This is a genomic window from Streptomyces sp. NPDC051740 (assembly GCF_044453165.1).
Classification (GTDB): Bacteria; Actinomycetota; Actinomycetes; order Streptomycetales; family Streptomycetaceae; genus Streptomyces; species Streptomyces atrovirens.
In genome coordinates, this window is record NZ_JBITCL010000019.1 from 69,295 (window position 1) to 95,916 (window position 26,622).

Annotated in this window: 24 protein-coding genes; 10 read left to right on the top strand and 14 right to left on the bottom strand. The window is 72.1% G+C overall.

Going from position 1 to position 26,622, the window contains the following annotated elements:
• Positions 1–273 precede the first annotated feature (273 nt).
• Positions 274–1,488: a trypsin-like serine peptidase gene (locus ACIA6T_RS27220; RefSeq protein WP_399449108.1), complete on the top strand. Its 1,215-nt coding sequence runs from the start codon at positions 274–276 to the stop codon at positions 1,486–1,488.
• A gap of 97 nt (positions 1,489–1,585) precedes the next feature.
• Positions 1,586–2,794 carry a trypsin-like serine peptidase gene (locus ACIA6T_RS27225; protein WP_399449109.1) on the top strand — a complete coding sequence of 403 codons (1,209 nt, stop codon included), beginning with the start codon at positions 1,586–1,588 and terminating at the stop codon, positions 2,792–2,794.
• A 67-nt stretch (positions 2,795–2,861) separates the two neighbouring features.
• Here the strand turns inward: ACIA6T_RS27225 and hflX are convergent, their stop codons facing one another.
• The 6 genes from hflX to miaA all read right to left on the bottom strand — a co-directional run bounded on the left by hflX (position 2,862) and on the right by miaA (position 11,586).
• A complete protein-coding gene (hflX, locus tag ACIA6T_RS27230; protein WP_385045906.1) occupies positions 2,862–4,355 on the bottom strand; it encodes a GTPase HflX in 1,494 nt (497 codons plus the stop codon).
• A 159-nt stretch (positions 4,356–4,514) separates the two neighbouring features.
• Positions 4,515–6,014, bottom strand: coding sequence for a M1 family metallopeptidase (locus ACIA6T_RS27235; protein WP_399449110.1), 1,500 nt, complete (start codon positions 6,012–6,014; stop codon positions 4,515–4,517).
• Positions 6,015–6,537: 523 nt separating this feature from the next.
• Complete coding sequence (locus ACIA6T_RS27240) at positions 6,538–8,700, bottom strand: RelA/SpoT family protein (protein ID WP_399449111.1); 2,163 nt, start codon at positions 8,698–8,700, stop codon at positions 6,538–6,540.
• A gap of 298 nt (positions 8,701–8,998) precedes the next feature.
• Positions 8,999–9,892 carry a diaminopimelate epimerase gene (gene dapF, locus ACIA6T_RS27245; RefSeq protein WP_399449112.1) on the bottom strand — a complete coding sequence of 298 codons (894 nt, stop codon included), beginning with the start codon at positions 9,890–9,892 and terminating at the stop codon, positions 8,999–9,001.
• 141 nt (positions 9,893–10,033) lie between these two features.
• The gene (locus tag ACIA6T_RS27250; protein ID WP_383459273.1) at positions 10,034–10,540 is read right to left on the bottom strand and encodes a hypothetical protein; all 507 of its coding nucleotides are present in this window, start codon (positions 10,538–10,540) and stop codon (positions 10,034–10,036) included.
• A gap of 107 nt (positions 10,541–10,647) precedes the next feature.
• Positions 10,648–11,586, bottom strand: coding sequence for a tRNA (adenosine(37)-N6)-dimethylallyltransferase MiaA (miaA, locus tag ACIA6T_RS27255; protein ID WP_399449113.1), 939 nt, complete (start codon positions 11,584–11,586; stop codon positions 10,648–10,650).
• 182 nt (positions 11,587–11,768) lie between these two features.
• On the opposite strand from miaA, the gene ACIA6T_RS27260 reads away from it, so the two are divergent.
• Both ACIA6T_RS27260 and ACIA6T_RS27265 read left to right on the top strand, forming a co-directional pair.
• Positions 11,769–12,038, top strand: a complete 270-nt coding sequence (locus ACIA6T_RS27260; RefSeq protein WP_399449114.1) for a hypothetical protein — start codon at positions 11,769–11,771, stop codon at positions 12,036–12,038.
• 23 nt (positions 12,039–12,061) lie between these two features.
• Complete coding sequence (locus ACIA6T_RS27265; protein WP_399449115.1) at positions 12,062–12,334, top strand: antitoxin; 273 nt, start codon at positions 12,062–12,064, stop codon at positions 12,332–12,334.
• 386 nt (positions 12,335–12,720) lie between these two features.
• On the opposite strand, the gene ACIA6T_RS27270 is transcribed toward ACIA6T_RS27265, so the two are convergent.
• Positions 12,721–13,434: a class III extradiol dioxygenase subunit B-like domain-containing protein gene (locus ACIA6T_RS27270; RefSeq protein WP_399449116.1), complete on the bottom strand. Its 714-nt coding sequence runs from the start codon at positions 13,432–13,434 to the stop codon at positions 12,721–12,723.
• A gap of 198 nt (positions 13,435–13,632) precedes the next feature.
• Positions 13,633–15,150: a tRNA (N6-isopentenyl adenosine(37)-C2)-methylthiotransferase MiaB gene (gene miaB, locus ACIA6T_RS27275; RefSeq protein WP_399449117.1), complete on the bottom strand. Its 1,518-nt coding sequence runs from the start codon at positions 15,148–15,150 to the stop codon at positions 13,633–13,635.
• 302 nt (positions 15,151–15,452) lie between these two features.
• On the opposite strand from miaB, the gene ACIA6T_RS27280 reads away from it, so the two are divergent.
• Positions 15,453–15,659 carry a hypothetical protein gene (locus ACIA6T_RS27280; protein WP_399449118.1) on the top strand — a complete coding sequence of 69 codons (207 nt, stop codon included), beginning with the start codon at positions 15,453–15,455 and terminating at the stop codon, positions 15,657–15,659.
• Between the two features lie 34 nt (positions 15,660–15,693).
• On the opposite strand, the gene ACIA6T_RS27285 is transcribed toward ACIA6T_RS27280, so the two are convergent.
• Positions 15,694–16,680 carry a LuxR C-terminal-related transcriptional regulator gene (locus tag ACIA6T_RS27285; RefSeq protein ID WP_399449119.1) on the bottom strand — a complete coding sequence of 329 codons (987 nt, stop codon included), beginning with the start codon at positions 16,678–16,680 and terminating at the stop codon, positions 15,694–15,696.
• A gap of 214 nt (positions 16,681–16,894) precedes the next feature.
• Here ACIA6T_RS27285 and ACIA6T_RS27290 point away from each other — a divergent pair, with 214 nt between their 5' ends.
• Positions 16,895–17,353, top strand: coding sequence for a hypothetical protein (locus ACIA6T_RS27290; RefSeq protein WP_399449120.1), 459 nt, complete (start codon positions 16,895–16,897; stop codon positions 17,351–17,353).
• Positions 17,354–17,452: 99 nt separating this feature from the next.
• A complete protein-coding gene (locus ACIA6T_RS27295) occupies positions 17,453–18,058 on the top strand; it encodes a response regulator transcription factor (RefSeq protein ID WP_399449121.1) in 606 nt (201 codons plus the stop codon).
• 113 nt (positions 18,059–18,171) lie between these two features.
• Here ACIA6T_RS27295 and ACIA6T_RS27300 read toward each other — a convergent pair whose 3' ends face one another.
• The 4 genes from ACIA6T_RS27300 to ACIA6T_RS27315 are packed head-to-tail and all read right to left on the bottom strand — an operon-like array spanning position 18,172 to position 23,426.
• Positions 18,172–19,287: a 3-dehydroquinate synthase II family protein gene (locus ACIA6T_RS27300; RefSeq protein WP_399449122.1), complete on the bottom strand. Its 1,116-nt coding sequence runs from the start codon at positions 19,285–19,287 to the stop codon at positions 18,172–18,174.
• Entirely contained in the window at positions 19,259–20,233 is a 975-nt protein-coding gene (locus ACIA6T_RS27305) for a 2-amino-3,7-dideoxy-D-threo-hept-6-ulosonate synthase (protein WP_399449123.1), read from the bottom strand. The genes ACIA6T_RS27300 and ACIA6T_RS27305 overlap by 29 nt, the downstream gene beginning before the upstream one ends.
• Positions 20,230–21,903 carry a class I adenylate-forming enzyme family protein gene (locus ACIA6T_RS27310; protein WP_399449125.1) on the bottom strand — a complete coding sequence of 558 codons (1,674 nt, stop codon included), beginning with the start codon at positions 21,901–21,903 and terminating at the stop codon, positions 20,230–20,232. The genes ACIA6T_RS27305 and ACIA6T_RS27310 overlap by 4 nt, the downstream gene beginning before the upstream one ends.
• Positions 21,904–21,950: 47 nt before the next feature.
• Positions 21,951–23,426, bottom strand: a complete 1,476-nt coding sequence (locus tag ACIA6T_RS27315; protein WP_399449126.1) for a multicopper oxidase family protein — start codon at positions 23,424–23,426, stop codon at positions 21,951–21,953.
• Between the two features lie 244 nt (positions 23,427–23,670).
• On the opposite strand from ACIA6T_RS27315, the gene ACIA6T_RS27320 reads away from it, so the two are divergent.
• The 3 genes from ACIA6T_RS27320 (at position 23,671) to ACIA6T_RS27330 (ending at position 25,779) form a co-directional block, all read left to right on the top strand.
• Positions 23,671–25,227, top strand: a complete 1,557-nt coding sequence (locus ACIA6T_RS27320) for a SagB family peptide dehydrogenase (protein WP_399449127.1) — start codon at positions 23,671–23,673, stop codon at positions 25,225–25,227.
• A gap of 175 nt (positions 25,228–25,402) precedes the next feature.
• The gene (locus ACIA6T_RS27325; RefSeq protein ID WP_366483035.1) at positions 25,403–25,573 is read left to right on the top strand and encodes a thiazolylpeptide-type bacteriocin; all 171 of its coding nucleotides are present in this window, start codon (positions 25,403–25,405) and stop codon (positions 25,571–25,573) included.
• Positions 25,574–25,608: 35 nt separating this feature from the next.
• The gene (locus tag ACIA6T_RS27330; protein WP_366483035.1) at positions 25,609–25,779 is read left to right on the top strand and encodes a thiazolylpeptide-type bacteriocin; all 171 of its coding nucleotides are present in this window, start codon (positions 25,609–25,611) and stop codon (positions 25,777–25,779) included.
• Positions 25,780–25,906: 127 nt separating this feature from the next.
• Here ACIA6T_RS27330 and ACIA6T_RS27335 read toward each other — a convergent pair whose 3' ends face one another.
• On the bottom strand, positions 25,907–26,503 hold the full coding sequence (locus tag ACIA6T_RS27335; protein WP_399449128.1) for a DUF7010 family protein: 597 nt from the start codon (positions 26,501–26,503) through the stop codon (positions 25,907–25,909).
• Positions 26,504–26,622: the final 119 nt, after the last annotated feature.

Here is a 26,622-nt window from a genome sequence, read left to right on the forward strand (position 1 = left end):
CCCACCGGGTTACGGGTTGCTCCGGGATCACCGGCCCCATGGACCGGCAACTCGGTTCCCGCCGGCCTCAAATCGGCGCATCTCCGGACGATCGGCCAGGTCAGGCGGCTTGTAGCCGAACCGTTGCCGTTCCGTCGGACGTCCCCCACAGCGAGCGCATAGTGTGTGGTGCCGTTCCCGAAGGCCGTGGGGGGCGCCCCCGAACTCCGTGCGGACCAGGGGCGGAACCACGGCCGAAGCACCAAGTCCGTTCATTCCAGGGGGAGTCAGATCATGCGATCCATACGGCCGTCGTCCACCGCTCGCCGAGGGGGGAGAGCGCGCCGGACCTCCCCCGTCCTGGCCGCTGTCGCGCTCGCCTCGGCGCTCGCCCTCACCGCCACCGCCTGCGAGTCGGGGGACACCGACGCGGGCGCCGGGACCTCCGCGACCGCCGCCGACGACGGCAAGCTCAAGATCCCGGACGACATCAAGGACCGGCTCAAGGAGCACGGGATCGATCTCGACAAGTGGAAGAACGGCGCCTGGAAGGACTGGAGCAAGGACGACTGGCTGCGCGAGGCGCAGGACTACGTCAACCCGATCATCGAGGACCTGTGGGACCCGGACCGCATGCGGGACGCCGAGGAGCCGGACCAGGGGGTCGACGAGAGCGACATCTCCGGTGACCAGGGCGTGACGGACCCGGCCCCGGAGCCGGTGCAGGCGGAGGCCATCGCCCCGTCGTACCACGCCAACGCCCCCACGGCGGGCAAGGTGTTCTTCGACTCCCCCGAGGGCACGATGGTCTGCTCGGCCACGGTCGTGCAGGACCCGGCCAACCCGGGCAAGTCCAACATGGTGTGGACGGCGGGCCACTGTGTGCACGCGGGCAAGAAGGGCGGCTGGTACCGCAACATCGCCTTCGTGCCGTCGTACAACGACGCGGGCAAGTCGGCGAAGGAGCTGGAGACCGCCACGAAGGAGGAGATCGCTCCGTACGGCGTCTGGTGGGGTGACTGGGCGCAGACCTCGGACCAGTGGATCGAGCAGGGCGGCTCCACGGGCGGTGACGGCGCCTCGTACGACTTCGCGGTCATCCATGTGACGCCGGAGAAGGGCGGCGACGGCAAGTCGCTGGAGGAGACGGTCGGTTCGGCGCTGCCGGTGGACTTCGACGCTCCCGCGGTGCCGAAGGTGGAGGAGATCACGGCGATCGGTTACCCGGCCGCCCCGCCGTACGACGGCCAGACGCTGTACGACTGCCAGGACGAGCCGGGCCGGCTGTCGCTCAGCGCGTCGGACCCGACGATGTACCGCATCGGGTGCAGCATGACCGCCGGTTCGTCCGGTGGCGGCTGGGTCGCGACGGGTTCGGACGGGAAGCCGGCGCTGGTGTCCAACACCTCCATCGGCCCGGTGACGTCGGGCTGGCTGGCCGGTCCGCGACTGGGTGACGAGGCCAAGGGCGTGTACGACGCGGTCAGCGGGAAGTTCGCCGGGCAGTGACCGGCGTGCCCGGTCCCGCGTGCCACCGCGCGCGGGACCGGGCGGGACATCAACACGCGGTACGACATTCATTCGTTTCAACGGGGGGCATCGCACCATGGGTTCCACACGTACGTCCGCGCCGCTCGGGCGTGGCCGTCGTACCGTCCTCACCGCCGCCGGGCTGGTCGCCGCCCTGGCGCTCACCACGACCGCGTGCGGCGGTTCCGAGAAGGACGAGGCGAACGACAAGCCCGACGCCACCGCCTCGCAGGCCGCCGGCAGCGGCGACGGCGAGGTGAAGATCCCGTCCGACATCGCGGACCGGCTCAAGGAGCACGGGATCGACGTCGACAAGTGGAAGAACGGCGCCTGGAAGGACTGGGACAAGGACAAGTGGCTCAGTGAGGCCGAGGACTTCGTCAACCCGGTGATCGAGGGCCTGTGGAAGCCCGACCGGATGCGGTCCGCGAAGGAGGCCGACAAGACCCTCTCGGTCAAGGACGCGACGGCCGCCCAGGGCGTCAGCGACCCGGAACCGGACCAGGTCCGGGCGGAGGCCGAGAAAACGCCGTACCACGAGAACGCGGCGCCGGTCGGCAAGGTGTTCTTCGACTCCCCGGAGGGCCCCGCCGTCTGCTCCGGCACCGTGATCAAGGACGTGAACCACCCGGGCGAGTCCAACCTCGTCTGGACGGCCGGACACTGCGTCCACGCCGGTGGCAACGGCGGCTGGTACCGCAACCTCGTCTTCGTGCCGGCCTACAACGACCTCGGTCGGTCCGCGGCGGACCTGGGCAGCGCGAGCGCCACCGAGATCGCCCCCTACGGCAACTGGTGGGCGGACTGGGCCTCGACGTCCAACGGCTGGATCCAGGGCGGTTCGCAGTCCGGCGGCGACGGAGCGGCGTACGACTACGCCGTGCTGCACGTGAAACCGGAGCAGGGCGCCAAGTCCCTGGAGGAGACGGTCGGCGCCGCCCTGGACGTGGACTTCTCCGCGCCGTCCGCGGCGGAGGGCGGCGAGATGGGCGCCTGGGGCTACCCGGCCGCGCCGCCCTACGACGGCCTGCAGATGTTCAAGTGCCTCGACGCTCCGGGCCGGTTCTCGCTCGGCTCCGGTCTGCCGACGATGTACCGCATCGGCTGCTCCATGACCGGCGGCTCGTCCGGCGGCGGCTGGTTCCGGGTGCTGGACGGCAAGACGGTGCTGGTCTCCAACACCTCGATCGGTCCGATGGACAACACCTGGCTGGCGGGCCCGCAGCTCGGTGAGGACGCCGAGGCGCTGTACCGGAACATGAGCGAGACCTACGGCGGTCAGTGATCCGCACACGACGAAGGCCCGGCCCCTGCCGTGAGCAGGGGCCGGGCCTTCGCTCTGCCGTGCGGGATCAGCCGGCCGGGGTCGGAACGTACGGCGTGAGTTCCGCCGCCAGCTCCTCGTGCACCCGGACCTTGAGCAGGGTGCCCTCCGGGGTGTGCTCCTCGGAGATCACCTCGCCCTCGTCATGGGCGCGGGCGACCAGCTTGCCGTGGGTGTACGGCACGAGCGCCTCGATCTCCACGGACGGGCGGGGCAGCTCGTTGTCGATCAGTGCGAGCAGCTCCGTGATGCCCCGGCCGGTGCGGGCCGAGACGGCGATGGAGCGCTTCTCCGTCCGCAGCAGCCGCTGAAGGGTCAGCGGGTCGGCCGCGTCGGCCTTGTTGATCACGACGATCTCGGGTACGTCGGTGGCGCCGACGTCCCTGATCACCTCGCGCACGGCGGCCAGCTGCTCCTCGGGGACCGGGTGCGAACCGTCCACCACGTGCAGGATCAGGTCGGCGTCGCCGACCTCCTCCATCGTGGAGCGGAACGCCTCGACCAGGTGGTGCGGCAGGTGCCGGACGAAGCCGACCGTGTCGGCCAGCGTGTACAGCCGCCCGCTGGGGGTCTCGGCCCGGCGCACGGTCGGGTCGAGGGTCGCGAACAGGGCGTTCTCGACCAGCACGCCCGCGCCCGTGAGGCGGTTGAGCAGCGAGGACTTGCCGGCGTTGGTGTAGCCCGCGATGGCCACGGACGGCACCTTGTGGCGCCTGCGCTCCTGACGCTTGATCTCGCGGCCGGTCTTCATCTCCGCGATCTCCCGGCGCATCTTCGCCATCTTCTCGCGGATCCGTCGCCGGTCCGTCTCGATCTTGGTCTCACCGGGACCGCGGGTGGCGAGGCCGCCGCCCTTGCCGCCGCCCATCTGCCGGGACAGCGACTGACCCCAGCCGCGCAGTCGCGGCAGCATGTACTGCATCTGCGCGAGCGCGACCTGCGCCTTGCCCTCGCGGGACTTGGCGTGCTGGGCGAAGATGTCGAGGATCAGGGCCGTACGGTCGATGACCTTGACCTTGACGACGTCCTCGAGGTGGATCAGCTGGCCGGGGCTGAGCTCACCGTCGCAGATGACGGTGTCCGCGCCCGTGTCGAGCACGATGTCGCGCAGCTCCTGCGCCTTGCCGGAGCCGATGTAGGTGGCGGCGTCGGGCTTGTCGCGGCGCTGGATCACACCGTCGAGGACGAGGGCGCCGGCCGTCTCCGCGAGGGCGGCGAGCTCGGCCAGGGAGTTCTCCGCGTCCTGCACGGTTCCCGAGGTCCACACACCGACGAGCACGACCCGCTCCAGGCGGAGCTGCCGGTACTCGACCTCGGTGACGTCCTCGAGCTCGGTGGAGAGGCCCGCGACACGGCGCAGGGCCGCGCGCTCGGAGCGGTCGAACTGGTCGCCGTCCCGCTCTCCGTCGACATCGAGGCTCCAGGCGACGTCCTCTTCCATCAGGGCATCGGCCCGAAGACCCTCGGGGTAGGTGTGCGCGAAGCGCTTGGTGTCCTGGGAAGGGGAAGAAGAGGAGGTCATTGGGTCCTTACGTCGTTGGGTAACCGTATGCGGCGACGGAGCCGGTCCGTGGGACCCTCCGTCACTGTCCACAACGTCCGGGAGGCCCGGGAGATTCCCGCGTCCCGTGCTGTGCGGACCTGACGATGGTCGCACGGTACGGCCCGTCTCGTCACCGTGTTATTCCCGGCCCGCGCCCGGTCGATGCGCGGGCGTGACCGGCCGCCGGGCGGGTGTCGCGGACCGGGCCGCGGACTTCCATTCCGGGTGGCCGGGCATCGGCGGGGTCGTGGCCCCGTACAGCCAGGGGTGCAGGAAACCGGTCAGGTCGCGTCCGGCGGTGCGGGACGCCAGCCGGACGAAGTCGGAGGTGGAGGCGGTGCCGTCGCGGTGGCGGGTGACCCAGTCGCGCTCCAGGCGTTCGAAGGCGGTGCGGCCGATCTCCTCGCGCAGGGCGTACAGCACGAGGGCGGCGCCGGCGTAGATGTTCGGCCGGAAGATGCCGATCTTCCGGCCGGGCTCCGGGGGCTCGGGCGCGGCGGGCGGTCCGCCGGCCGCGCGCCAGCCGTCGGACGCCTCGTAGGCGGCCTTCATCCGGGCCTCGAGGGTTCCGCCGCCCCGCTCCTGCGCGTACAGCGCCTCGTACCAGGTGGCGTGGCCTTCGTTGAGCCACAGGTCGGACCAGGTGCGAGGGCTGACGCTGTCGCCGAACCACTGGTGGGCCAGCTCGTGCACCATGATCGACTCGACGTACCAGGCGGGGAGGGACGGATCGGTGAACAGGTCACGTTCGAAGAGGGAGAGGGTCTGGGTCTCCAGTGCGAAACCGGTGGACGCGTCGGCGAGGAGCAGGCCGTAGGTCTCGAACGGGTAGCGGCCGGCCCTCTCCTCCATCCAGGAGATCTGGGCGGGGGTCTTCGCCAGCCATCGTTCGAGCTTCGCGCGGTGCGCGGTGGGCACGACGTCCCGCAGGGGCAGTCCGTGCGGGCCGGCGCGGTGCAGGACGGTGGAACGGCCGATGGAGACCTGCGCGAGTTCGGTGGCCATGGGGTGGCGGGTCCGGTACGTCCAGGTGGCGGCCCCGCGCGTGCGGCCGACGCCGGCCGGCAGACCGCCCGCGACGACCGTGTGGCCGTCGGGGGCGGTGATCCGGAAGGTGAACATCGCCTTGTCCGAGGGGTGGTCGTTGCACGGGAACACCAGATGGGCGGCGTCGGCCTGGTTGGCCATGGCGAGGCCGTCCGCGGTGCGCACCCAGCCGCCCTCGCGGTCCTCGGCGGCCACGGGGTCGCTGGTGTGCCGGACGGTGATCCGGGTCCGTTCGCCCTCGTCCAGGTGGTCCTCGGGTGTGATCACCAGGTCCTCTCCGGCACTGGTGAAACCGGCCGGATCACCGTCGACCTCGACGGAGCGGACCGTGCCGTGGGCGAAGTCGAGGTTGATCCGGTCCAGGTCGGCGGTGAGACGGGCGTCGATCGTGGTGACGGCTTCGAGTGGCCGGTCGTTGCGCCCGGGGTAGCCGAGAGCGATGTCGTACGACAGCACGTCGTACCCGGGGTTGCCCAGGTACGGGAAGAGCCGGTCACCGACGCCGAGCGGGACGACGGGGGCACTCGCGGCGACGAGGCAGGCGGAGACGGCGGAGGCGAACAACGCGGCGACCGCCCGACGCCGCCGCACGTGACCGCCCCCGGCGCGAGCGTCCTGGCCCCGGACGGCCTGGCTGCGGGGCGCCCGGGCCTGGACGGCGTGCCCGCGCGCTGCCTGGGCCTGAGCGGCCCGCTGGTGCGCTTGGGTCTGGGGGCGGTGGCTGTGGCTGTGCGCCGGCCGGCCCTGGGACGCCTGGCCGTCAGGGACCTGGGCCGGGGAGCCTCGGTCGGGCGGTGACTGGCCGTGCGGGTTCTGGCTGGATGCGGCCCGGTCAGGGGAGACGTCGCTGTCGGGTGTCCCGGTCCGGCGGCCGTGGCTCGGGGGCGGCTGGCCGTGCGGGACGTGGCTGGGTGTCGTCCGGGCCCGGGGCGGGTGGCTGTGGGGTGTCCCGGGCCGGGGGTCGTGGTCGACGGGCGGCCGGCCGTGAGGACCGGGAGCGTGAGGGGTGAGCATTCACCACGGCTATCAGCGTGCGCGCGTGCTGTGGTGACGGCGCGCTTTCGGCCCACTCGATCGGGTAATCACACCGCCGCTCGGACGCTCCGTGCCCCGGTCAGGCGCCCGGCGCCTGCCGCTGGGCCCGGCTCACGTCGTACACACCGGCCACGTTGCGCATCGCGCGCATGAGGACGGGCAGGTGGGCGGCGTCCGGCAGTTGCACGGTGTAGGTGTGCCGCACCTGCTGGCGGTCCGGGGGTTCGACGGTCGCGGAGACGATCTCGGCGCCTTCGAGGGCCATGGCCTCGGTGAGGTCCGCGAGCAGATGCGGACGGACGAAGGACTCCGCGACCAGCGTGACCCGGCACTCGGCGCCCTCCCCCCAGCGCACGCCGACCTCCGCGCGCCCCGCGCTCTTCATACGCGCCACCCCGGCGCACTCGACCCGGTGCACGGTGACCGCTCCCCCGCGCACGGCGAAGCCGGTCACCTCGTCGGGCGGTACGGGTGTACAGCAGCCGGCGAGCCGTACGGTCGCGCCGGCCCGGTCGGCCAGGACCTGGGCTGCCGTGGGACGGCCGGGGGCCGGGGCGTCCGGAGCCGGTGACGGGGCGGGGTCGTCGGTGAGGGGCCGGACGGCCTCCTCCGGTACGGCCCCGGACGCCTCGTCCTGTGCGGGGTGGGCGGTCAGCCACCGCTGGATGGCGATCCGCGCGGCGGGGGTGTGGGCGTGCTCCAGCCACTCCCTGGAGGGCTCGGAGGCCGCGTCCTGCCCCATCAGCAACTGAACGGTGTCGCCGTCCTTGAGGACGGTGCTCAGTGTCGCCAGCCGGCCGTTGACCCTGGCCCCGATGCACGCGTGGGCGTCCTCGCCGTACTGCGCGTAGGCGGCGTCCACGCAGGTCGCCCCCTCGGGCAGGCCCAGTGTGCCCCCGTCGGGGCGGAACACGGTGATCTCACGGTCCTGGGCGAGGTCCTCGCGCAGGGTGGACCAGAAGGTGTCGGGGTCGGGCGCGGCCCGCTGCCAGTCGAGCAGCCGGGAGAGCCAGCCGGGCCGGGTGGGGTCGACGCGTTCGCCGTCGCTCGCGGACTGCTCCTCCGGCGGTGCGGCGTAGGGGTTGCCGAGGGCGACGACTCCGGCCTCGGCGACCTTGTGCATCTGGTGGGTGCGGATGAGGACCTCGACGACCTGTCCGTCCGTAGCGGCCACGGCGGTGTGCAGCGACTGGTACAGGTTGAACTTCGGTACGGCGATGAAGTCCTTGAACTCCGAGACCACGGGCGTCATGCAGGTGTGCAGCTCGCCCAGGACGCCGTAGCAGTCGGCGTCCTCGTTCACCAGCACCAGCAGCCGGCCGAAGTCGGCGCCGCGCAGTGCACCGCGTCTGCGGGACACGCGGTGCACGGAGACGAAGTGACGCGGGCGGATGAGGACTTCGGCGGTGATGTCGGCCTCGCGGAGCACCTTGCGCACGTCGTCGGCGACGTCGGCGAGCGGGTCGTCCGCGCGGGCGGCGTTGCGGACGATCAGCCCGCGCGTGTGCTCGTACTCCTCGGGGTGGAGGATCGCGAAGACCAGGTCCTCCAGTTCCGTCTTGAGCGCCTGGACGCCGAGCCGTTCGGCGAGCGGGATCAGGACGTCACGTGTCACCTTGGCGATGCGTTCCTGTTTCTCGGGACGCATCACGCCGAGGGTGCGCATGTTGTGCAGCCGGTCGGCGAGTTTGATCGACATCACGCGGACGTCGTTGCCGGTGGCGACGAGCATCTTGCGGAAGGTCTCGGGCTCGGCGGCGGCGCCGTAGTCGACCTTCTCCAGCTTGGTGACGCCGTCGACGAGGTAGCGGACCTCCTCGCCGAACTGCTCGCCCACCTGGTCCAGCGTCACCTCCGTGTCCTCGACGGTGTCGTGGAGCAGTGAGGCGGTCAACGTCGTGGTTTCGGCGCCGAGTTCGGCGAGGATCAGGGTCACGGCGAGCGGGTGCGTGATGTACGGCTCGCCGCTCTTGCGCATCTGGCCGCGATGGGAGGACTCGGCCAACAGGTAGGCGCGGCGCAGGGGTTCGAGGTCGGCGTCGGGGTGGTGGGCGCGGTGGGCGTCGACCACGTGTCCGATGGCGTCGGGGAGCCGGTCGCGGGCGGCGGGGCCGAGCAGCGCGGCACGGCCCAGCCGGCGCAGGTCGAGCCGGGGGCGGGACTTCCTGCGCGGCCCCGCGGGTGTGACGTGACCAGATGTCACAGGGCCTGGGGTCGCAGGGTTCACGGCCTCCGCGTTCATGGGCACCTCCGGCTGCGTGGACCGGCGGACGGCGCGCCCCAGGGCGGACTCGGGCTCGGGAGACGGCGTTCGCCCCCCGTCCGGGCCGGTGCTTGATGCTACCGAGCCGGACCCCCTCCGGCTGACCGCCTCCGGCCGAGCGTGAAACGGATCACCCCATCGAGGGAAGGTCGGCCGGAGGTCCTTTTCACGCCATCGGGCCGAGGTTCTCCATGATCTTGAAGGCGAGTGCTCTTCCGGCCCTGCGGATGTTTCCGTCCGGCGGGACGGAAGCTGCGATACCGAGTCGGCGCTCCGGTCAGCGCAGGGCGTTCTCCAGCCACTCGGGCTCGATCACGCCCTCGGCGACGATCACCGCCGGACCGGTCATCTCGATCTCGCCGTCGGGCCGTTCGGTGATCACCAGGGTGCCGCCGGGCACATCGACGGTGTACGTCACAGGGGTGCCGGTGACCTTCGGGTCGGCGCCGTCGCGGCGGGCGGTGGCCACGGCGACCGCGCACGCGCCCGTGCCGCAGGAGCGGGTCTCGCCGGACCCGCGCTCGTGCACCCGCAGCGCCACGTGCCGCGGGCCGCGGTCGACGACGAACTCCACGTTCACGCCGTCCGGGTAGGCGGCGGCCGGGCTGACGGGGGGCGGGGTGTACAGGTCGCCCGCGTGGGCGAGGTCGTCCACGAAGGCCACGGCGTGCGGGTTGCCCATGTTCACGTTCCGCGCGGGCCAGCTTCGCCCGCCGACGGTCACGGTGACGTCGCCCTCGGGGATCCGTGCCCGGCCCATGCCGACGGTGATGTCACCCTCGGCGGAGCCGCCGCCGGACGCGGTCTTGGCGATGTGCACGGTCTTCACTCCCCCGCGCGTGGCGATCGCGGTGTCCCCCGCGGACACGTGTCCGGCGCGCTGGAGGTAGCGCGCGAACACCCGCACTCCGTTGCCGCACATCTCCGCGATCGAGCCGTCGCCGTTGCGGTAGTCCATGAACCACTCGGCCTCGGCGGCCATGGCCCGCGCCTCGGGGTGGGCCGCGGACCGCACCACGTGCAGCAGTCCGTCGCCGCCGATGCCCGCGCGGCGGTCGCACAGGGCGGCGACGGCGGCCGGGGACAGGTCGATGGCGTTCTCGGGGTCCGGGACGATCACGAAGTCGTTCTCCGTGCCGTGGCCCTTGAGGAAGGCGATCCGCGTGCTCATTCCTCGATCGTACGAGAACACTCCGTTGGGGGCGCCGAAGGGTGGTGCGGGTGGTGGTCCCGTGCGGGCCGGTGGGGGCTGGTCGCGCCCACACGGCGGAGCCGCACCATCGATACAGCCCCGCGCCCCTTCGGAGCGCTCTCAGCGGAGCCTGGCCACCCGCCAGACCGCCAGGGCCACCACCGCGGCGACCATCACGGCGTAGGCGGTCACCACCCGCCAGTCGGGTCTGCGTCCGGAGCCGCGGGCCGGCAGGCCCGGCCAGGTGGAGCCCACCCTGCGGGCGGCCATCATGCCCCAGCCGGCCGCGCAGGAGCAGATCAGCAGCCCCAGCATGGCGATCACGGCGCCGCTGTCGCCGAAGTCGAAGGCGAGCGGGAAGGCGAACATCAGGGAGCCGACCGCGGCCAGCCCGACGATCGGCGCGAGCTGCCAGATGCGCAGCCGACGCTGCGGGCGCAGCTCGACCTCGACCTCGTCACCGCCCGCGAACATCTCGTCCGGCTCGGGGCCGTCGTCGGTCACGCCGCCCTGCGTCTCGTCCGGTCCGTCCGGACTGAGGCGGTCGGTCGTCTCCTGCTCCGGTGCACCCCGCTCGGTGGTGAGGTGTTCGGTGCCGTGTGCGGTGTCGCGAGGGCCGGCCTCCATCGCCACGCGCCCTCCCAACTAGGACTCCACTGGTCGATCGAAGCTCGATGATGGCACGGCGCCACAGGCCCGGATGGCGGCCTGGGCGTCCCGATGCCAGGACGTGATCAGGCTGTAACCGGTCGTTCGACCAACGACAACGCGAGCCGCGGAAGTTCCGCCAGGTCCGCCGCGGCCCCACTCAACCAGTGCACCCGGGGATCGCGCCTGAACCATGAGTCCTGACGGCGCGCGAAGCGCTTGGTGGCACGAACGGTCTCGGACCGCGCCTCTTCGAGGGTGCACTCCCCGGCGAGCGCCGCGAGCACCTGCTGGTAGCCGAGCGCGCGCGACGCCGTACGACCCTGGCGCAACCCTTGCGCCTCCAATGCGCGCACTTCCTCCACGAGGCCGGCCTCCCACATCCGGTCGACCCGGCGGGCGATCCGCTCGTCCAGCTCGGGGCGGGCCACGTCGACGCCGATCTGGAGGGTGTCGTAGACCGAGTCGTGGCCGGGGAGGTTGGCCGTGAAGGGTCTTCCGGTGATCTCGATGACCTCGAGCGCGCGGACGATACGGCGGCCGTTGCTCGGCAGGATCGCCCGCGCGGCCTCCGGATCCGACACGGCGAGGCGCGCGTGCAACGCCCCCGGGCCGCGCAGCGTGAGCTCCTCCTCCAGGCGGGCCCTGACCTCGGGGTCGGTGCCGGGGAACTCCAGGTTGTCGACGGCGCCGCGGACGTAGAGGCCGGAACCGCCGACGAGGACGGGCCAGCGCCCCTCGGCGAGCAGCGCGTCGATCCGCTCCCGGGCCAGCCGCTGGTACTCGGCGACGGACGCGGTGACGGTGACGTCCCAGATGTCGAGCAGGTGGTGCGGGACGCCGCCGCGCTCCTCGGGCGTCAGCTTGGCGGTGCCGATGTCCATCCCCCGGTAGAGCTGCATGGAGTCGGCGTTGACGACTTCGCCGCCGAGCCGCTGGGCCAGGAATACGCCCAGATCGGACTTTCCGGCCGCGGTGGGGCCGACGACGGCGATGACGCGGGGGGCGAGGGGTGCGCTGCTCACTGATCCAGTCTCGCAAACCTCCCGTCCGGCCCTCGAACGGGTTACGTGACGCGACGGTCGCCGGGTCGTTGCCCGTTGCGAGGTTCCTGCCGCCGGATCACAGGGGCGGCGGCCCGGGTCACACGAACGGACGCACCGGGCAACGCGGGATTTCGCCCGCACGAGTAACGTATGGAGTGGATATGGGCGTTTTTGCACGGCTTTTTCGGAGGTCGAAGGCCACGGAGGAGACGCGGACCGCCGAGGTCCGGGCCGACGAAGCGGCGGCCGGGGCCGACGCGGAGAGCGCGGCCGGGGCCGCGGAGCCGAAGGGGTCGGCCGAGGCGCCGGAGACCACCGGGCCGGCGGATAACGAGGCCGGCGAGGTCACCGGCACCGACACCGTCGAGATCCCCAAGCAGCAGTCCGCCGAGGCGGCCGGCAGCGAGACGGGTGAGGGCGCCCGCACGTAGACGGCCGCGAGGGAAGGTACATCATGGGTCTCCTGGACAATCTGAAGGCCAGGCTCGGCCCGGCCAAGGACAAGGTCTCCGACCTTGCGCACCAGCACGAGGACAGGATCCAGCACGGCCTGGACAAGGCGGCGCGGACCGTCGACGAGCGGACCAAGGGCAAGTACAGCGACCGCATCCAGACGGGTACGGGCAAGGCCAAGGGTGCCGTGGACCGACTCGCGCACAAGAACGACCCCGGCCCGGGCGCGGGCGGCACGACCACGCCGCCGGCCGGGCCGCCGCCCACTTCCTGAGCGGCACACCGGCGGACGGCCGCGGAGCACACCGAGAGCTCCCGGCCGTCCGCCACGTTCTCCTGGCGGCAGCCCGCCCGCACCCGAGTAGCCACGAGGCAGCCGACCCGTAGGGAGCGCCCTCCTGGAGCGGCACTCCTTCCGGGTCCGGGCTCCCGGCGATGGCCGCCTGCATCCAGGTGGCCACGAGCCAGGGAACGCTCTGGTGAAGCAGTACGCCCTACAGGTCCGGGCTCCCGGCCGTCCGCCGCGCTCTCCCGGCAGCGGCCCGCCTACGACCAGGTGGCCACGAGGCAGCCGACCCCGTAGGGAGTGCCCTCCTGGAGCGGCGCGCCCTACAGGTCCGGGCTCCCGGCCGTCCGACTCGTTCTCCCGGCGATGGCCGCCTACGACCAGGTGGCCACGAGGTAGCCGACTCCATAGGGGGCGTCCTCGTGGAGCAGTGTGCCTTCCAGGTTCGGGTTTCCGGTCGCCGCGCCGGCGAGTACCTGCCAGGGGGCCCGGCCGGAGACCTTCAGTTCGTGGGCCAGTCCGGTGTCCAGCGCTCGCAGGGCTCCGGTGTCTGCCGTGCCCAGTGCGCGTGCGAGTTCCGCGTCGAAGGGGGCCGCGCGCTCGTCGAGGTAGCCGGGTGCCTTGAGTGTGCGGCAGGCGCTGGCGTCGCCCATCACCAGCAGCGCGACCCGCTCCGCCCGGCCGGCGAGGGCCTCCCCCGCCCCGGCGCACCGCTCGGGCGCGAGGGACTCCCCCACGGCCAGTCCCTCCACGGGGGCGTCCGCCCATCCGGTGCGGTCCAGCAGCCAGGCACCCACGGCCAGCCCGTACGGGAGTTCCCGCCCGGGTGCGCCCTCGCCCTGTCCCAGCCGTACGTCCAGGCCGACGCCGAAGCCCCGGAAGGATCCCGGGGTGCCCTCCGGGTAGGTCTCGGGCCCTGCGCCGTCCCCCGGTCCGACGACCACGAGCAGATCGGGCCGGGCGGCGGCGAGCACGCCCAGCGCGTCCGTGCACGCGGCCCGCGCGGTGTCCAGTTCGGGGGCGGCCCCTGTGGCGACCTCCGGCACGAGCAGGGGCGGGCACGGGCAGACTGCGGCGGCGACAAGCATGATCAACAGCCTACTGCGGCGGCCCGGAACGGCACCCCCGCCTTCACGGGCCGTCCGTGCTCCGGACGCGCTCCGCGAGGCCGTACCGCAGGCAGTGGGTGACCGGTCCGCCCTTGAACTCCCCGTGGTACGTGGTGGTGCGTGTCGTACGGCTCCTCCACGACGACCCGCTGAACCATGCGCCCCGTCACGGTCCGGTCAGTCGACGGCGCAGCCCCCGGTGACCGCCGGCAGCGGCTCGGGGACGCCCACCTTGGGCAGGCCGAGCAGCACGCCCGCGGGCCGCGCCGCCTTCTCGGTGTTCCGCTTCTCCCAGGCATCCCCCGCGCGGGTGCGGCGCACATCGAGCACCGTGCCCTCGGCGAGGAGGTGATGCGGGGCGGCGTAGGTGATCTCGACGGTGACCACGTCGCCGGGGCGCACCTCCCGCTCCGGCTTGGTGAAGTGCACCAGGCGGCTGTCGGGGGCGCGGCCGGAGAGGCGGTGGGTGGTGCCGTCCTTGCGGCCCTCGCCCTCGGCGACCATCAGCTCCAGGGTGCGGCCGACCTGCTTCTTGTTCTCCTCCCAGGAGATCTCCTCCTGGAGGGCGACGAGACGCTCGTAGCGCTCCTGGACGACCTTCTTGGGGATCTGGCCGTCCATCTCGGCGGCCGGGGTGCCGGGCCGCTTGGAGTACTGGAAGGTGAACGCCTGCGCGAAGCGGGCCTCGCGCACCACGTGCAGGGTCTGCTCGAAGTCCTCCTCGGTCTCGCCGGGGAAGCCCACGATGATGTCGGTGCTGATCGCCGCGTGCGGGATGGCGGCGCGGACCTTCTCGATGATCCCGAGGTAGCGCTCCTGCCGGTAGGAGCGGCGCATCGCCTTCAGCACCGGGTCGGAGCCGGACTGCAGGGGCATGTGGAGCTGCGGCATGACGTTCGGCGTCTCGGCCATGGCGGCGATGACGTCGTCGGTGAAGTCCCGCGGGTGCGGCGAGGTGAAGCGGACGCGCTCCAGGCCGTCGATCTTCCCGCAGGCCCGCAGCAGCTTGCTGAACGCCTCGCGGTCGCCGATGTCGGACCCGTACGCGTTGACGTTCTGGCCGAGCAGGGTGATCTCGGAGACACCCTCGGCGACCAGGGCCTCGATCTCGGCGAGGATGTCGCCGGGGCGGCGGTCCTTCTCCTTGCCGCGCAGCGCCGGGACGATGCAGAAGGTGCAGGTGTTGTTGCAGCCGACGGAGATGGACACCCAGGCCGCGTAGGCGCTCTCGCGCCGGGTGGGCAGCGTGGAGGGGAACGCCTCCAGCGACTCGGCGATCTCGACCTGCGCCTCCTCCTGCACGCGGGCGCGCTCCAGGAGGACGGGCAGCTTGCCGATGTTGTGCGTGCCGAAGACGACGTCGACCCAGGGGGCACGCTTCACGATGGTGTCGCGGTCCTTCTGCGCGAGGCAGCCGCCGACCGCGATCTGCATGCCGGGGCGGCTCGCCTTCTTCGGGGCGAGGTGGCCGAGGTTGCCGTACAGCTTGTTGTCGGCGTTCTCCCGGACGGCGCAGGTGTTGAAGACGACGACGTCCGCGTCGCCGTCGGCGCCCTCGGGGGCGCGGACGTAGCCCGCGTCCTCCAGCAGCCCGGACAATCGCTCGGAGTCGTGGACGTTCATCTGACACCCGTAGGTGCGTACTTCGTAGGTGCGCGTGCCGCCCACTGACTGGCTCCGGTCGATGCTGCTCATGCCCCTAAGGGTAGGCGGTGCCGCGGACCGCCTCCGCCGCGTGGGCAGCTCCCTGCCAGGCAGCTTCCTGGCCTGGCCGGATGCGGACAGCGGGGGTGGCGTGATGGTTCTCTCTTAGCAGCGGCCGGAAAGCGCGAGGAACGCGGACCGGCCCGGGGGAGCTGAAGGCACCACTGGCTCCATGCGCACCGTCGCAACGGCACTGGCTTACGCATGGAATGGAGACCAGCATGATCCGTACCAACCGTTGTACCGCGGCCACCGTCCTCACCACCGCCGTCCTGGCGACCCTCGCCTGGGCGGTGCCCGCCCAGGCCGCCGGCGCGGCCGGGCAGGAGGCGATGGCCACCACCCGGGACTTCACGTGGCCCACCCCGCCCGTCGACCGGCCCGACGACTTCACCTGGCCCGCCCCGCCCGTCGACCGGCCCGACGACTTCACCTGGCCCGCCCCGCCCGTCGACCGGCCCGACGACTTCACCTGGCCCGCCCCGCCGGCCCGGCCGTGACCGCCCTGCCGGGCGGGGCGCCGGACGCCGCGCCTCAGATCCACTGCCGGCGAGCCGCCTGCACGCCCGCCTCGAACCTGCTGGAGGCGCCGAGCCGGTCCATCAGCTCGGCCATGATCCGCCGCTCCGTGCGCACCCCGATCCCGAGCGTCCGCGCCACCGCCTCGTCGGTGAGGCCGGTGGCCAGGAGCTGGAGCAGCTTGCGCTCCTGCGGGGTGAGCCCGTGGGCGTCGTCCTTGACGGAGGACTCCTGATGGAACGGGGTCGCGTGCTCCCAGTACGCCTCGAACAGCGCCCGCATGGCGAGCACCACGGGCGGGTTGCTGAACAGCAGCGCCGAGGGGCCCGTCTGACCGGGCAGTCCCGCCACCACCGCGGTGGTGGTGTCGACGATCAGCAGGCGCATCGGCAGGGTCGGGGACGTACGGATCTCGCTGTCGTGGTCGGCCATCCACTGGGCGTGTTCCCTGGTCACCCGGTCGTTGGTGATGCTGTCGAGGTGGATCGAACGGAACCGGACCCCGCGGGCGAGCGCCCGTTCGTTCAGCGGGCGGGCCGCCTCGATCGACTCCGCGGTGAGTCCGCCCACGGGGTGGAACGCCAGGACCTCGTGCCGGCATCCCTCGGCCAGGGCTTCCAGGCGGATGCGGATGTCGTCGACGTCGTCGAGCTCCTCGGTGCCGTCGAGACCGGACCGGCTCGACGCCGTGTACTCGGCGGCCAGCGCGGCCAGCGCGGCCCGGTTCTGCTCGATGCGCTGCTGCCGGTAGGCCAGTTCGTCCTGTTCCCGCTGGAGCAGGACCTTCAGGCCCAGCGACGGGTTCACCGCGCGCAGCGCTCCGGGAGAGTCCCGGGACGGGGCGAGGAGGGACAGCTCGGACAGCTGGGCGAGTGCCTCCTCCACCTCGTCGGCGGCGATGCCGAGGAGGGCGGCGAGCCTGGCCGGATCGTGTTCCTTGTGGAACAGGATCGCGCGGTAGACGGCAAGCGTTCGCTGGTCGAGTGGAGATGCGTCTTCCACGTGGTGTTTCCCCCTTGAACCACATGTCCGGACCGGGCACCACACCGGGCCGGACGTCTGCGGCGCGGCACGGGGGGGGGGGAGACACCGCACGCTCGGCGAAGCATCCCCCGTAGATCCTTCACGTTCTCGCCACGCTACCTGTTCAGGAGTTCCGGTGTCGCACACAGTCGCGTTTGTCGTCCCTCCGTTGAACGGCTGTGTCGTGCTCGTCATGGACGCGACCACCGGCGCCGGCCGCAGTGTGGCCACCCGGCTGAGCGCGGCGGGCGCGGCGGTGGCGGTGGTCGGCGCGGGTCATCCGGGACGCGACGACGACGCGGCCACCAACGCGGCGTTCCTCTGCAAGGAACTGGCCGGTATCGGACTGGTCGCGCTGCCCTACCAGGTGGACGTCACACGGCCGGAGACGTTGCGCGCCCTGCCCCGTCAGATCGCCGGCGACCTCGGCCCGGTGGCCGCGTGCGTCGTGGTGATCCCGTCGGGTCCCGGCAGCGGGGGCCTGGCCCGGGACTTCCGCGCCGTCTCGGCCGTCGTCGCGGCGGCCCTGCCGGCCGGGGCCGAGCACATCGAGATCGGCCCGGAGCACGACGGCGCCGGTCACGAGCGGGCCGCGCAGTCGGTCGCGGACCGGCTGATCGAACGGTTCGCCCGCTCGCACGAGGGTCATTGACGGTCCGCAGTGGCTGACGGTCCGCCGCACACGGCACGCAGGCCCTGGGGCCTGGTTTCCACGAGTCCTTCTCACCGTTCGTCCGCACGGGGGTTCAGCATGTCGATACGGGTAGTCGTCGCAGGTGATCACCAACTCGTCCTGGAGGCCTTCGCCGAGACGCTCAACGGCGTCGACGGACTGGAGGTGGTCGGGCTGGCCACGTCGTGCGACGCCGTGCTGCCGGCGGTGGAGCGGCACCGGCCCACCGTCCTGCTGCTCGGCGAGTCCACGATGGCGGGCAAGGCGCTGCGCACCGCCACCGACGTACGCAGTCACCACCCCAAGTGCGGGGTCGCGCTGATGGTGGGGGCGGCCACGCCGTCGGTGGTGGACCGGGCGGTGGCGGCCGGCGCGCTCGGTGTCGTACCGAAGAACGCCCGGCTGCCCCAGCTGGTGACGACGCTGATGGGGGTGGCGGGCGGCTGTCTGACCGTCGACCCGTCGCTGCTGCGGCCGGTGACGGTCGGGGAGACGATGCTGAGCGTGCGGGAGGTGGACGTGCTGCGGCTGACGGCCGGCGGGGCGACCGTGAAGGAGATCGCGGGAGAGCTGTACCTGGCGGCGGGCACGGTACGCAATCTGACGTCGGCGGCCATCAAGAAGCTCGGGGGGCGCAACCGGTTCGACGCGGCGCGCATCGCCGGGGAACACGGGCTGTTGTGAGCGGACGCGCGCCTGCCCCGGCACGGTGGGCGCCGGGGCGGGGCGGGATGGTGCGCCTGCTCGTCACGCTCGTACGGGCACGGGCGCGACGGGTGTACGAGAGCGTGCGGGACTCACTTCTCCAGGCAGAACTCGTCGATCGGGTAGCCGACGTGGCGGTCGGCGGTCGGCAGGTGTCCGAGGATCGTGTCGCCCGGCTTGAGTTCGGTGGAGTTGAGGACCGCGGCGTCCGGGCCGAGGACCCGTACGTGCCAGTCGTCCTGGAGGATCAGGTTGACGGTCTGTCCGCTCGGGGCCACCGCGTCGATGGAGATGAGCGGGCGGGTCTCTATCTTGACCCGGCCGACGCTGACCGGCCGGGTGCGGCCCTTGGTGTCGACGGCCAGCACCTTGCTGCCGGCGTGGAGTTCGCTGAGGTAGTGGGTGCGTCCGCCCTGCGAGACGGTGTACGAGTGCAGGGCGCCGGCGTTGACCCGGAACGGGCGGGTCGGCATGTACGGCAGCGGGTGGGTCTCGCTGACGCACAGCACCATGCCCTTGGAGTGCGAACCGACCAGGATGCCCTCGTCCTTGCGGAAGTGGCTCGTGGTGTCGACGCAGGCCCGTTCGCCCATGCCGATGTGGGTGGTGCGGGTGACGGTCAGCTCCACCAGGTCGATCTCTCCGCCGCGGGCGCTGGCGGCGGTGCGCAGCGCGGTGGCGTCACCGACCGTGTTGGCCCGCATCAGCACGCCGTCCGAGCCGAGTTCGAGGACGCCGTAGACGATCTCGGCCTCCTCGGTGTTGGAGGCGGTGGTGATGATGGAGCCGGGGGCGCCGGTGGCCGCCGCGATCACGATCTCGAGCGGGATCTTGGTGGGGTCGCGGAAGTCGAGGACGCTCCACGGTTCCAGCCGTGCCGCGAGGCAGGCGTCCTCGAGCGTGTCGGCGTCGACGATCTCCACGTACCGCCCGAACTCGACGTCCGGGTGGGCCTCCTGGAGCGCGGCGCGCTCCTCCCGGGGGCCCGGCACGACCACCAGGTCGGCGGCGCCGAGATCGGCGGGGACGGCGTCGGTGCCGTCCTCGAAGAGCAGGACCTTGCGGACGGTGGGCGGCAGGCCGGCGAAGGCGGCCGGGTCGGCGGCGACGATGCCGTCGATGCGCTGGTGCAGGGCCTCTTCGAGGACGGCTTCGGTGGCGTTTCCGGCGCCTCGGATGTCAAGCCAGCACAGTTTTGCGTCCGTCATGGTGCGGACCTCCTGTCGGATGCGAAAGGTCGGAGAGGTGGTGGGTGTTCTCGGGGAAGGCGCCGGACGCCGTCAGCGGCGCCGGGTCGTCCAGGTGGTCGGGGGTCAGCCGTTCGTCCCGGTGGACGCCGGCCCCGGCGGGGAAGGCGAGCGTGCCGAAGTGCTGCTCCGGGAAGTGGTGGATCAGCCGGGCCACCTTGGCGGCGAGCCGCCGGGGATCGGCGGCCCGGAAGATGTTGCGGCCCATCGCCACCCCGCCCGCGCCGCCGGCCAGGGCGTCGCGGACATAGGCGAGGACGTCCTCCTCGGTGGGCATCGCGGGACCGCCCGCGACCAGCACCGGCACCGGACAGGCGGCGGTCAGGTCGAGCATCTCCGCGGTCGAGCCGAGGAAGACGGTCTTGACCAGGTCCGCGCCCAGGTCGGAGGCGACGGTGACGGCGTGCGCCACCAGCTGCGGGTCGCGCGGGTCGGTGACCCGCGGGCCACGCGGGTACACCATGGCGAGCAGCGGCAGGTTCCACCGGTCGCAGGCGTCGGCGATCCGTCCGAGGTCGCCGATCTGCTGCCGTTCGTCGTCCGAGCCGACGTTGACGTGGACGCTCACCGCGTCCGCGCCGAGCCGGAGCGCCTCCTCGACCTCGGTCACCACGTACTTGGCGTCGGGGTCGTGCGCCTGGCTGGTGGACGCGTTGAGATGGATGATCAGCGACATCGCGGCGAACCGCTCCGGGCTGATGTGGCGGACGCTGCCCTTGTGCACGACGACCGCGTCCGCGCCACCGGCGGCGAGCTGTCCGGCGAGCTGGTCGAGGGTCGTGCCGCGGGGCACCACGGGCCCGTCGCTGATCGAGTGGTCGAGAGGGGTGATCATCAGGCCTGCCGTGCTGTGGCGGTAGAGCCGCCGCAACCGCAGTGACCTGGCGAAGTGGCCGAATCCGGTCATGGAGTGCCCTTTCTGTTGCGCGGATCGGTGCGCCGGCGGGCGTGGTGTCCGGGCGGGCCGTCCACCTCGGCGCCGGGGTCGGGTGGGCCGGTGCCGCGCGTCTCGGCGGCGGGCGGGGGTGCCGCGCGCACCGGTGCGGTCGCACCGCGCAGCCGGGTCCGGTCGGGTTTGCCGGACGGGGTGAGCGGCAGTTCGGGCCAGACGGAGACGCCGACCGGGGCGTGCTCCGGGGTGAGCGTCGCCGCGACGTAGCCCCGCAGGTCGCAGGAGGTGTGCCCGGCGCCCGAGTGCAGTTCGACGGCGGCGTGCACCTGCTCCACGAGGTCCTCGTCCCGCACGCCGAACACCGCGGCCTGGCGCACCTGGGGGTGCCGGAGCAGCGCGGCCTCGATGGCGGCCGGGTCGAGCTTGAGGCCGCCGTGCTTGATGACGTCGCCCACCCGTCCGTCCAGCCGCAGATAGCCGTACGGGTCCCAGTGCCCGAGGTCGCCGGTGCGCAGCCAGCCGTCGCGGTACGTGCCGGCGGTCAGCTCCGCGTCGTCCAGGTAACCGGCGGACACCGTCGGCGAGTCGATCCAGATCTCGCCGCTCCGCCCGCGCCCCAGCGGGGTGCCGGTGCCGGGCGCGCGGATCTCCACCCGCACCCAGGGGAAGGGCCGGCCGACCGAGCCGAGCAGTTCGGGCTCCCGGTGGTCCAGCGGGGTGAGGCTGCTGATGCCGCCGGCCTCCGTGGTGCCGTACACCTGGATCAGTACGTCGCCGAAGAGCCGTACCGCGTCGCGGACCCGTTCGGGGGCGGCCGGGGTGCCGCTGTAGGTGATGCGGCGCAGCGAGGACAGGTCGTACGAGGTGACCAGCGGGTGGTCGAGCAGCCGGTACAGGTGCGGTACGGCCAGGTAGGCGTCGGTGACCCGGTGTTCGGCGATGGCCGACAGCGTGGCGTCGGCGTCGAACTCGTCGTGGAGCACCACCGTGCCGCCTCCGCACAGCACGGCGTCGGCCATCGGCGCGGTCGTGTGGCTGACCGGGGTGACGGAGAGCAGTGTGGCCGGGCCCCGTGGGTCGAGTCCGTCGGCGAGGCGCCGGACGAGGTGTTCGCGGATGCCGTGGCGCTGCGCGACCATCTTCGGCCGGCCGGTGCTGCCGCTGGTGAAGTCGACGACGGCCAGGTCGTCGGGCCGGGGCGGCTCGGCCGGCGGTGCGGTGCCGGGGCCGTCCGCCGTGCGCGGGATCGCCCGCACGGTGAGTCCGGGCCGGCGGCGGGCCAGCCATCTGCCGCGGGCCGCGCTCTCCTCGTCCTCCTCGTCCACCAGCAGCAGCGGCACCGCGAGGTCCCGCAGCAGTTCGGTCTGGGTGGCAAGGGAGAAGGTCTCGGTGTCCGTGCGCGGGTTCATCGAGCGGACGTACACCGAGGTCGCGCCGAGCAGGTGCACGGCGTAGCGGGCGCTGAGCATCAGCGGGTGGTTGGGGCCGGTCAGGATGGCCACCGTGGTGCCGGGGCCGACCCGCAGGGAGCGCAGCAGGGCGGCGCTGCCCAGGAGGGACGCGCGCAGCTCCCCCGCCGTCACGGCCGCGTCGGGCCGGTGCACGACGACCCGGGTGGGGTCCCGTTCCAGTGCGGCGAGCAGCCGGCGGGCGTAGGGGAGTGCGAGGGTTCCGGTGGTGGTCATGGTCCTCCTTTCTTTTCGTCGGAACTCATCGGAATTCCTTCGGGAGATCAGGCGATCTTCATCTGCGCCATCATTCCCATGGCGCTGTGGTCGATCATGTGGCAGTGATACGGATAGACACCCCGGTGCGAATCGAAGGTGAGCTGGAGTTTCGCCGTCTGTCCGGGAAAGAGCAGCACGGTGTCCTTCCATCCGGTCTCGGCCGGATACGGCGGCTGCCCGTCGCGTTCGAGAATGCGGAACTGCACCAGGTGCGTATGGAAGTTGTGCGGAACGGTGGCGCTCTTGTTGGTGACCGTCCACACCTCGGTGCTGCCCCACTCGACGTGGGTGTCGATGCGGTCCGGGTCGAAGGTCCTGCCGTTGATGTAGGCCTGGTGGCCTCCGGTGCCCGGCTCGTCCATGTTCAGTTCGAAGGCGCGCTCGACGGTGGGCTTCGGCAGGGGCGGCAGCGTGGCGAGGGTGTCCGGGACCCGGCTGCGGTCGGGGGTCCGCTCACCGATGTCGAACCGCATGACCTGGCCGACGAGTTCGGTGGGGCCGGGGCCCAGCATGTTGGCGAGGGTGAGCCGCGTTCCGGGCGCGTACTTCGAGAAGTCGACGACGAAGTCGATGCGTTCACCGGGCGACAGGACCAGCACCGGTGTCTCGGCGGGGGCGGCGAGCAGGCCGCCGTCGGTGCCGATCTGCTGGACGGGGTGCTGGGTGGCCGAGCCGTCCGACAGGGCCAGGACGAAGATGCGCAGGTTGCACGAGTTGACCAGCCGGAAGCGGTACTTGCGGGCCTCGACCCTCAGGTACGGCCAGGGCCGGCCGTTGACCAGGATCGTCGTGCGGTTCTGCGCGTCGTCCATCGTGTAGACCATGGCGGCGGCGTCGTCGAAGTCCGCGTCGCGCAGGACCAGGGGGATGTCGTACTTCCCGGAGGGCAGCCCGAGCCGGTCCTCGTCGGGGTCGCGCAGCAGGTACAGCCCGGACAGTCCCCGGTAGACGTGCTCGGACTCCATGTGGTGGGCGTGGTCGTGCATCCACAGGGTGGCGCCGGGCTGCCGGTTCTCGTACACGTAGGTGCGCCTGCGTCCCGGCGCGATCGTGTCCATCATGCCGCCGTCGTGCTCCACCGGGTTGTTGCCGCCGTGCAGGTGCACGGATGTCGGCATGTCCAGCGCGTTGACGTGCCGGACCACCGTCCTGCGGCCGGTGCGGGCGCGGATGGTGGGGCCGGTGAAGGAGCCGTTGTACGTCAGGACGTCGGTGCGGGTGCCGGGCAGGATCTCGGCGCTCGCGCGGCGCGTGGTGATCCGGTAGTAGTCGGCGTGTCCGGTTCTGCGGTACGGGGCCAGCACCGGCGGCACGGTCAGCGGCACCGCGAACGGCTCGGCCGCCGGGGCCGCCGTCGCGGCGACGGGGACGGTGGCCGGCCCGCCCGCGGTGAGCGTCTTGAACAGCCCGCCCGCCGCGCCGACCGCCCCGACGGCGCCGGTGGTCATACCGAGACGTATCGCATGTCGACGAGTGAGCACGGGAATGTCCTTCTGTCGTTGGGGCGGTGGCCGTTGAATTCCTGTTCCGAGCATGCGCTCCGGGCCTCGGTTGTCCGAGCGGAGACGGTCCGCCCCTGTCATGTGTCACGCATTCCATGACCTCGGTCACGAACGGGAATGGTGACTGTCATGCGGTGGGGCCGGCCGGGGCGGAGAGGGTGTAGCGGGCGTCAGAGTGGATTTCGTCGAGTTCTTCCAGCGAATCCCTCTGACGGAGGCCCTGATGATTCCCGTGTCCACGGAGAAACCGCCCGAGTTCGCGGCCCGCGCGCTGCGTACGGACGTGCGGATCACGTTCGACGACACCGCGGACACGGCGGTGCTGCGCGGCCCCGAGAGCTCACTCGTGCTGCGCCCGGTGCGCGGTGGCCTGCGCACCGTACTGGGCCGGCTGGCCGAGGGCCCGGTGCCGTACGAGGAGTTGTACGAGGGGTTCGGCGGCGCCGCGCGGGAGCGGGCCGACGCCGCGCTGGCGCGGGCCGGCCACCTGCTGGCGTACAGCGTGCTCACGCACGACGGGCCGTCGCTGCGGCGGGAGCTGGTGCGGCTGGAGCCGACGGCCCGGGACGCCGGGCACCGTACGGCGGCCGTGCCCGCCGGCGCGCGGGTCCGTCTGTCGCGGTTCGCCCTCTGCCGTACGCGCGGGGGCGTGCTCGTACTGGAGTCACCACTGGTGAAGTTCCGGGCCGTGCTCGCCGACCGGGCCGCCCGTGAACTCGCCGCCGCGCTGGGGCAGCCGGGGCCGGCGGTCCGGGCCGGTGAGGGCACCGGGCTGAGCGAGGCGGAGACGCTCACGGTCCTGGCCCATCTCGTCGGCACCGGCTTCGTCGAACTCGCCGCCCCGGACGGCACCTTCGCGTCCGACACCGAGCCGGTGCTGCGCCAGTGGGACTTCCACGACCTGCTGTTCCACTCGCGCGTCCGGTCCGGCCGCTTCGACGAGACCTTCGGCGCGGCCTACCCGTACCGGGGCCAGATCGACCCGCTGCCCGCCGTGAAGCCGGCGCCGGACGGCCCCGTGACGGAGCTGTACCGCCCCCGGCGCGCGGACATCGACGCCCGTGACCCGTCCCTGACCGCCGCCGTCGAGGGCCGCCGCTCCCACCGCGTCTTCGGCGAACGGGCGCTGACGGCGCGCGAGCTGGGCGAGTTCCTGTACCGGGTGCAGCGGGTGCGCGTCCACCACACGCCCGGTCCCGGCGAGGACGAGGTGGTCTCGCGGCCCTATCCGGCGGGGGGCTCGCTCCACGAACTGGAGCTGTACGTCACGGTGCTGCGCTGCGGGGGACTCGCACCGGGCGTCTACCACTACGACTCGTACGCGCACCGCCTGGTCCTCGTCAGCGGGGCGGAGGACGACCGGCGGGCGCTGCTGGGCGTGGCGTCACGGTCCGTCGGGTTCGACGTGCGCCCCGATGTGCTCTTCACGGTGACCTCGCGGTTCCAGCGCATGGCGTGGAAGTACCGGGCGATGGCGTACGCGACGACGCTGCGGCACACCGGTGTGCTCTACCAGACCATGTACCTGGTGGCGACGGCGATGGGCCTGGCGCCCTGCGGGCTGGGCAACGGCGACGCCGACCTGTCCGCCCGCGTGCTGGGCCTGGACTACCTGCGGGAGTCCTCGGTCGGCGACTTCTTGCTGGGCACGCCGGCGCCCGAGTCCGCGATGCCCGCCGAGCCGGGCGAGGAATGGCACATGGTGAACAGCCCCGAATGGGCACTTCCGGTGGCCCTCGACGAAAAGCCGGGCACCGGGGAAACGTCATCCGGGCCGTGATAAATGTCAGCCGACATCCGCAGGGGGTGGCGCACGGGTGAGTGGCCGAGCAATATGGATGTCGCAGCCGGACGGAAAAGGAAAACATTCCGGAAGGCGTCCGGGAATCATCCCGGAGCATGATTGCTCGGGAATTCCGTCCAGGGGACTCCCGATTCGACGAAAGGACCATGACATGACCGCCAAGGACATCAAGAACGACGCCGACACCGCGTTCGAGGGCTTCGACGCCGACGAGCTGGAGACCCTCGAGGTCGCCGACGGCGTGGCGCTCCCCGAGATGGGCGCCTCCAGCGGCTCGATCGGCACCTCGTCCTCGTCCTCCAGCACCTGCTCGGCCTGCTGAACCACCCAACCCACGGATCCCGGAAGGACCACGACATGACCGCCAAGGACATCAAGAACGACGCCGACACCGCGTTCGAGGGCTTCGACGCCGACGAGCTGGAGACCCTCGAGGTCGCCGACGGCGTGGCGCTCCCCGAGATGGGCGCCTCCAGCGGCTCGATCGGCACCTCGTCCTCCTCGTCCAGCACCTGCTCGGCCTGCTGAACGCGCGTGAGCGCCTGAGCACGACCGTGTGAACGCACAAGGATGCGCCGCCGGCCACCTGGCCGGTCGGCACATCCTTGCGTTCGTTTCCGGGGCGGTCCGCCGACCCCGATCGGTCCGGCGGTCCTCAGCCCCGTACGGCCAGGTGGTACGCGGAGGCCCAGAGCACCGCCGCGCAGGCCAGGCCCACCGCGACCAGCACGCTCTCGTCCGACAGGCCGGCCGCGACCAGCACCGCGCCCACGACCGCCACGGCGGTCATCAGCCCGGCCGTCCACCGGTACTGCCACTGGTCGTACAGGCGCGCGAGCGGGAAGAAGTGCAGCCCCACGACGAGGGCGATGCCGACCGGGATGAGCTCGGGGCGGCCGGAGGCGTTGGAGCCGGCGATGACGGCGAAGACGGCCAGCACCTCGACGCCGTTGACGACACCCACCCCGCGCGCCCAGTTCTCCGGGAGGCTCACCGTCCTGGGCGAGGGCGCGGCGTCCTCACGGTGCCCCAGGTAGATCGCCGCCGCGGTGACCACGAGGGCCGCCACCTCTATGGACACCGGCACGACGTCCGTCGCCGAACCGGTTCCGGAGGCCCCGGCGAAGGCCCACAGCAGGCCGAACACGGAGAGCACGAGGGTTCCTCGGCGCCGTAGTTTCCGGGTGAGTTCCAGACACTCGGCGTCCGTGAGGGACGGGGTCGGGCCGGTGGTGGGGGGATCAGTCGTCATTGGCGGAGAGTACAACGATCATCGAGACTGCCAGACGTTTTTCGGCCAGTCCGCCGGCCGACTCAAACGGAATTGATCATTCCGAGACTTTGCCGTGAGGAGCGCGCCTCCCGAATTTC

Coding starts and splice junctions, on each gene's coding strand:
- ACIA6T_RS27260 (WP_399449114.1), top strand. CDS start 11,769: ATGGGCGTTTTTGCACGGCTTTTTCGGAGGTCGAAGGCCACGGAGGAG.
- ACIA6T_RS27300 (WP_399449122.1), bottom strand. CDS start 19,287: ATGACGGACGCAAAACTGTGCTGGCTTGACATCCGAGGCGCCGGAAAC.
- ACIA6T_RS27325 (WP_366483035.1), top strand. CDS start 25,403: ATGACCGCCAAGGACATCAAGAACGACGCCGACACCGCGTTCGAGGGC.
- ACIA6T_RS27225 (WP_399449109.1), top strand. CDS start 1,586: ATGGGTTCCACACGTACGTCCGCGCCGCTCGGGCGTGGCCGTCGTACC.
- ACIA6T_RS27240 (WP_399449111.1), bottom strand. CDS start 8,700: ATGAACGCGGAGGCCGTGAACCCTGCGACCCCAGGCCCTGTGACATCT.
- ACIA6T_RS27320 (WP_399449127.1), top strand. CDS start 23,671: ATGATTCCCGTGTCCACGGAGAAACCGCCCGAGTTCGCGGCCCGCGCG.
- ACIA6T_RS27250 (WP_383459273.1), bottom strand. CDS start 10,540: ATGGAGGCCGGCCCTCGCGACACCGCACACGGCACCGAACACCTCACC.
- ACIA6T_RS27270 (WP_399449116.1), bottom strand. CDS start 13,434: ATGCTTGTCGCCGCCGCAGTCTGCCCGTGCCCGCCCCTGCTCGTGCCG.
- ACIA6T_RS27335 (WP_399449128.1), bottom strand. CDS start 26,503: ATGACGACTGATCCCCCCACCACCGGCCCGACCCCGTCCCTCACGGAC.
- ACIA6T_RS27310 (WP_399449125.1), bottom strand. CDS start 21,903: ATGACCACCACCGGAACCCTCGCACTCCCCTACGCCCGCCGGCTGCTC.
- ACIA6T_RS27290 (WP_399449120.1), top strand. CDS start 16,895: ATGGACGCGACCACCGGCGCCGGCCGCAGTGTGGCCACCCGGCTGAGC.
- miaB (WP_399449117.1), bottom strand. CDS start 15,150: ATGAGCAGCATCGACCGGAGCCAGTCAGTGGGCGGCACGCGCACCTAC.
- ACIA6T_RS27220 (WP_399449108.1), top strand. CDS start 274: ATGCGATCCATACGGCCGTCGTCCACCGCTCGCCGAGGGGGGAGAGCG.
- ACIA6T_RS27305 (WP_399449123.1), bottom strand. CDS start 20,233: ATGACCGGATTCGGCCACTTCGCCAGGTCACTGCGGTTGCGGCGGCTC.
- dapF (WP_399449112.1), bottom strand. CDS start 9,892: ATGAGCACGCGGATCGCCTTCCTCAAGGGCCACGGCACGGAGAACGAC.
- ACIA6T_RS27265 (WP_399449115.1), top strand. CDS start 12,062: ATGGGTCTCCTGGACAATCTGAAGGCCAGGCTCGGCCCGGCCAAGGAC.
- ACIA6T_RS27330 (WP_366483035.1), top strand. CDS start 25,609: ATGACCGCCAAGGACATCAAGAACGACGCCGACACCGCGTTCGAGGGC.
- hflX (WP_385045906.1), bottom strand. CDS start 4,355: ATGACCTCCTCTTCTTCCCCTTCCCAGGACACCAAGCGCTTCGCGCAC.
- ACIA6T_RS27295 (WP_399449121.1), top strand. CDS start 17,453: ATGTCGATACGGGTAGTCGTCGCAGGTGATCACCAACTCGTCCTGGAG.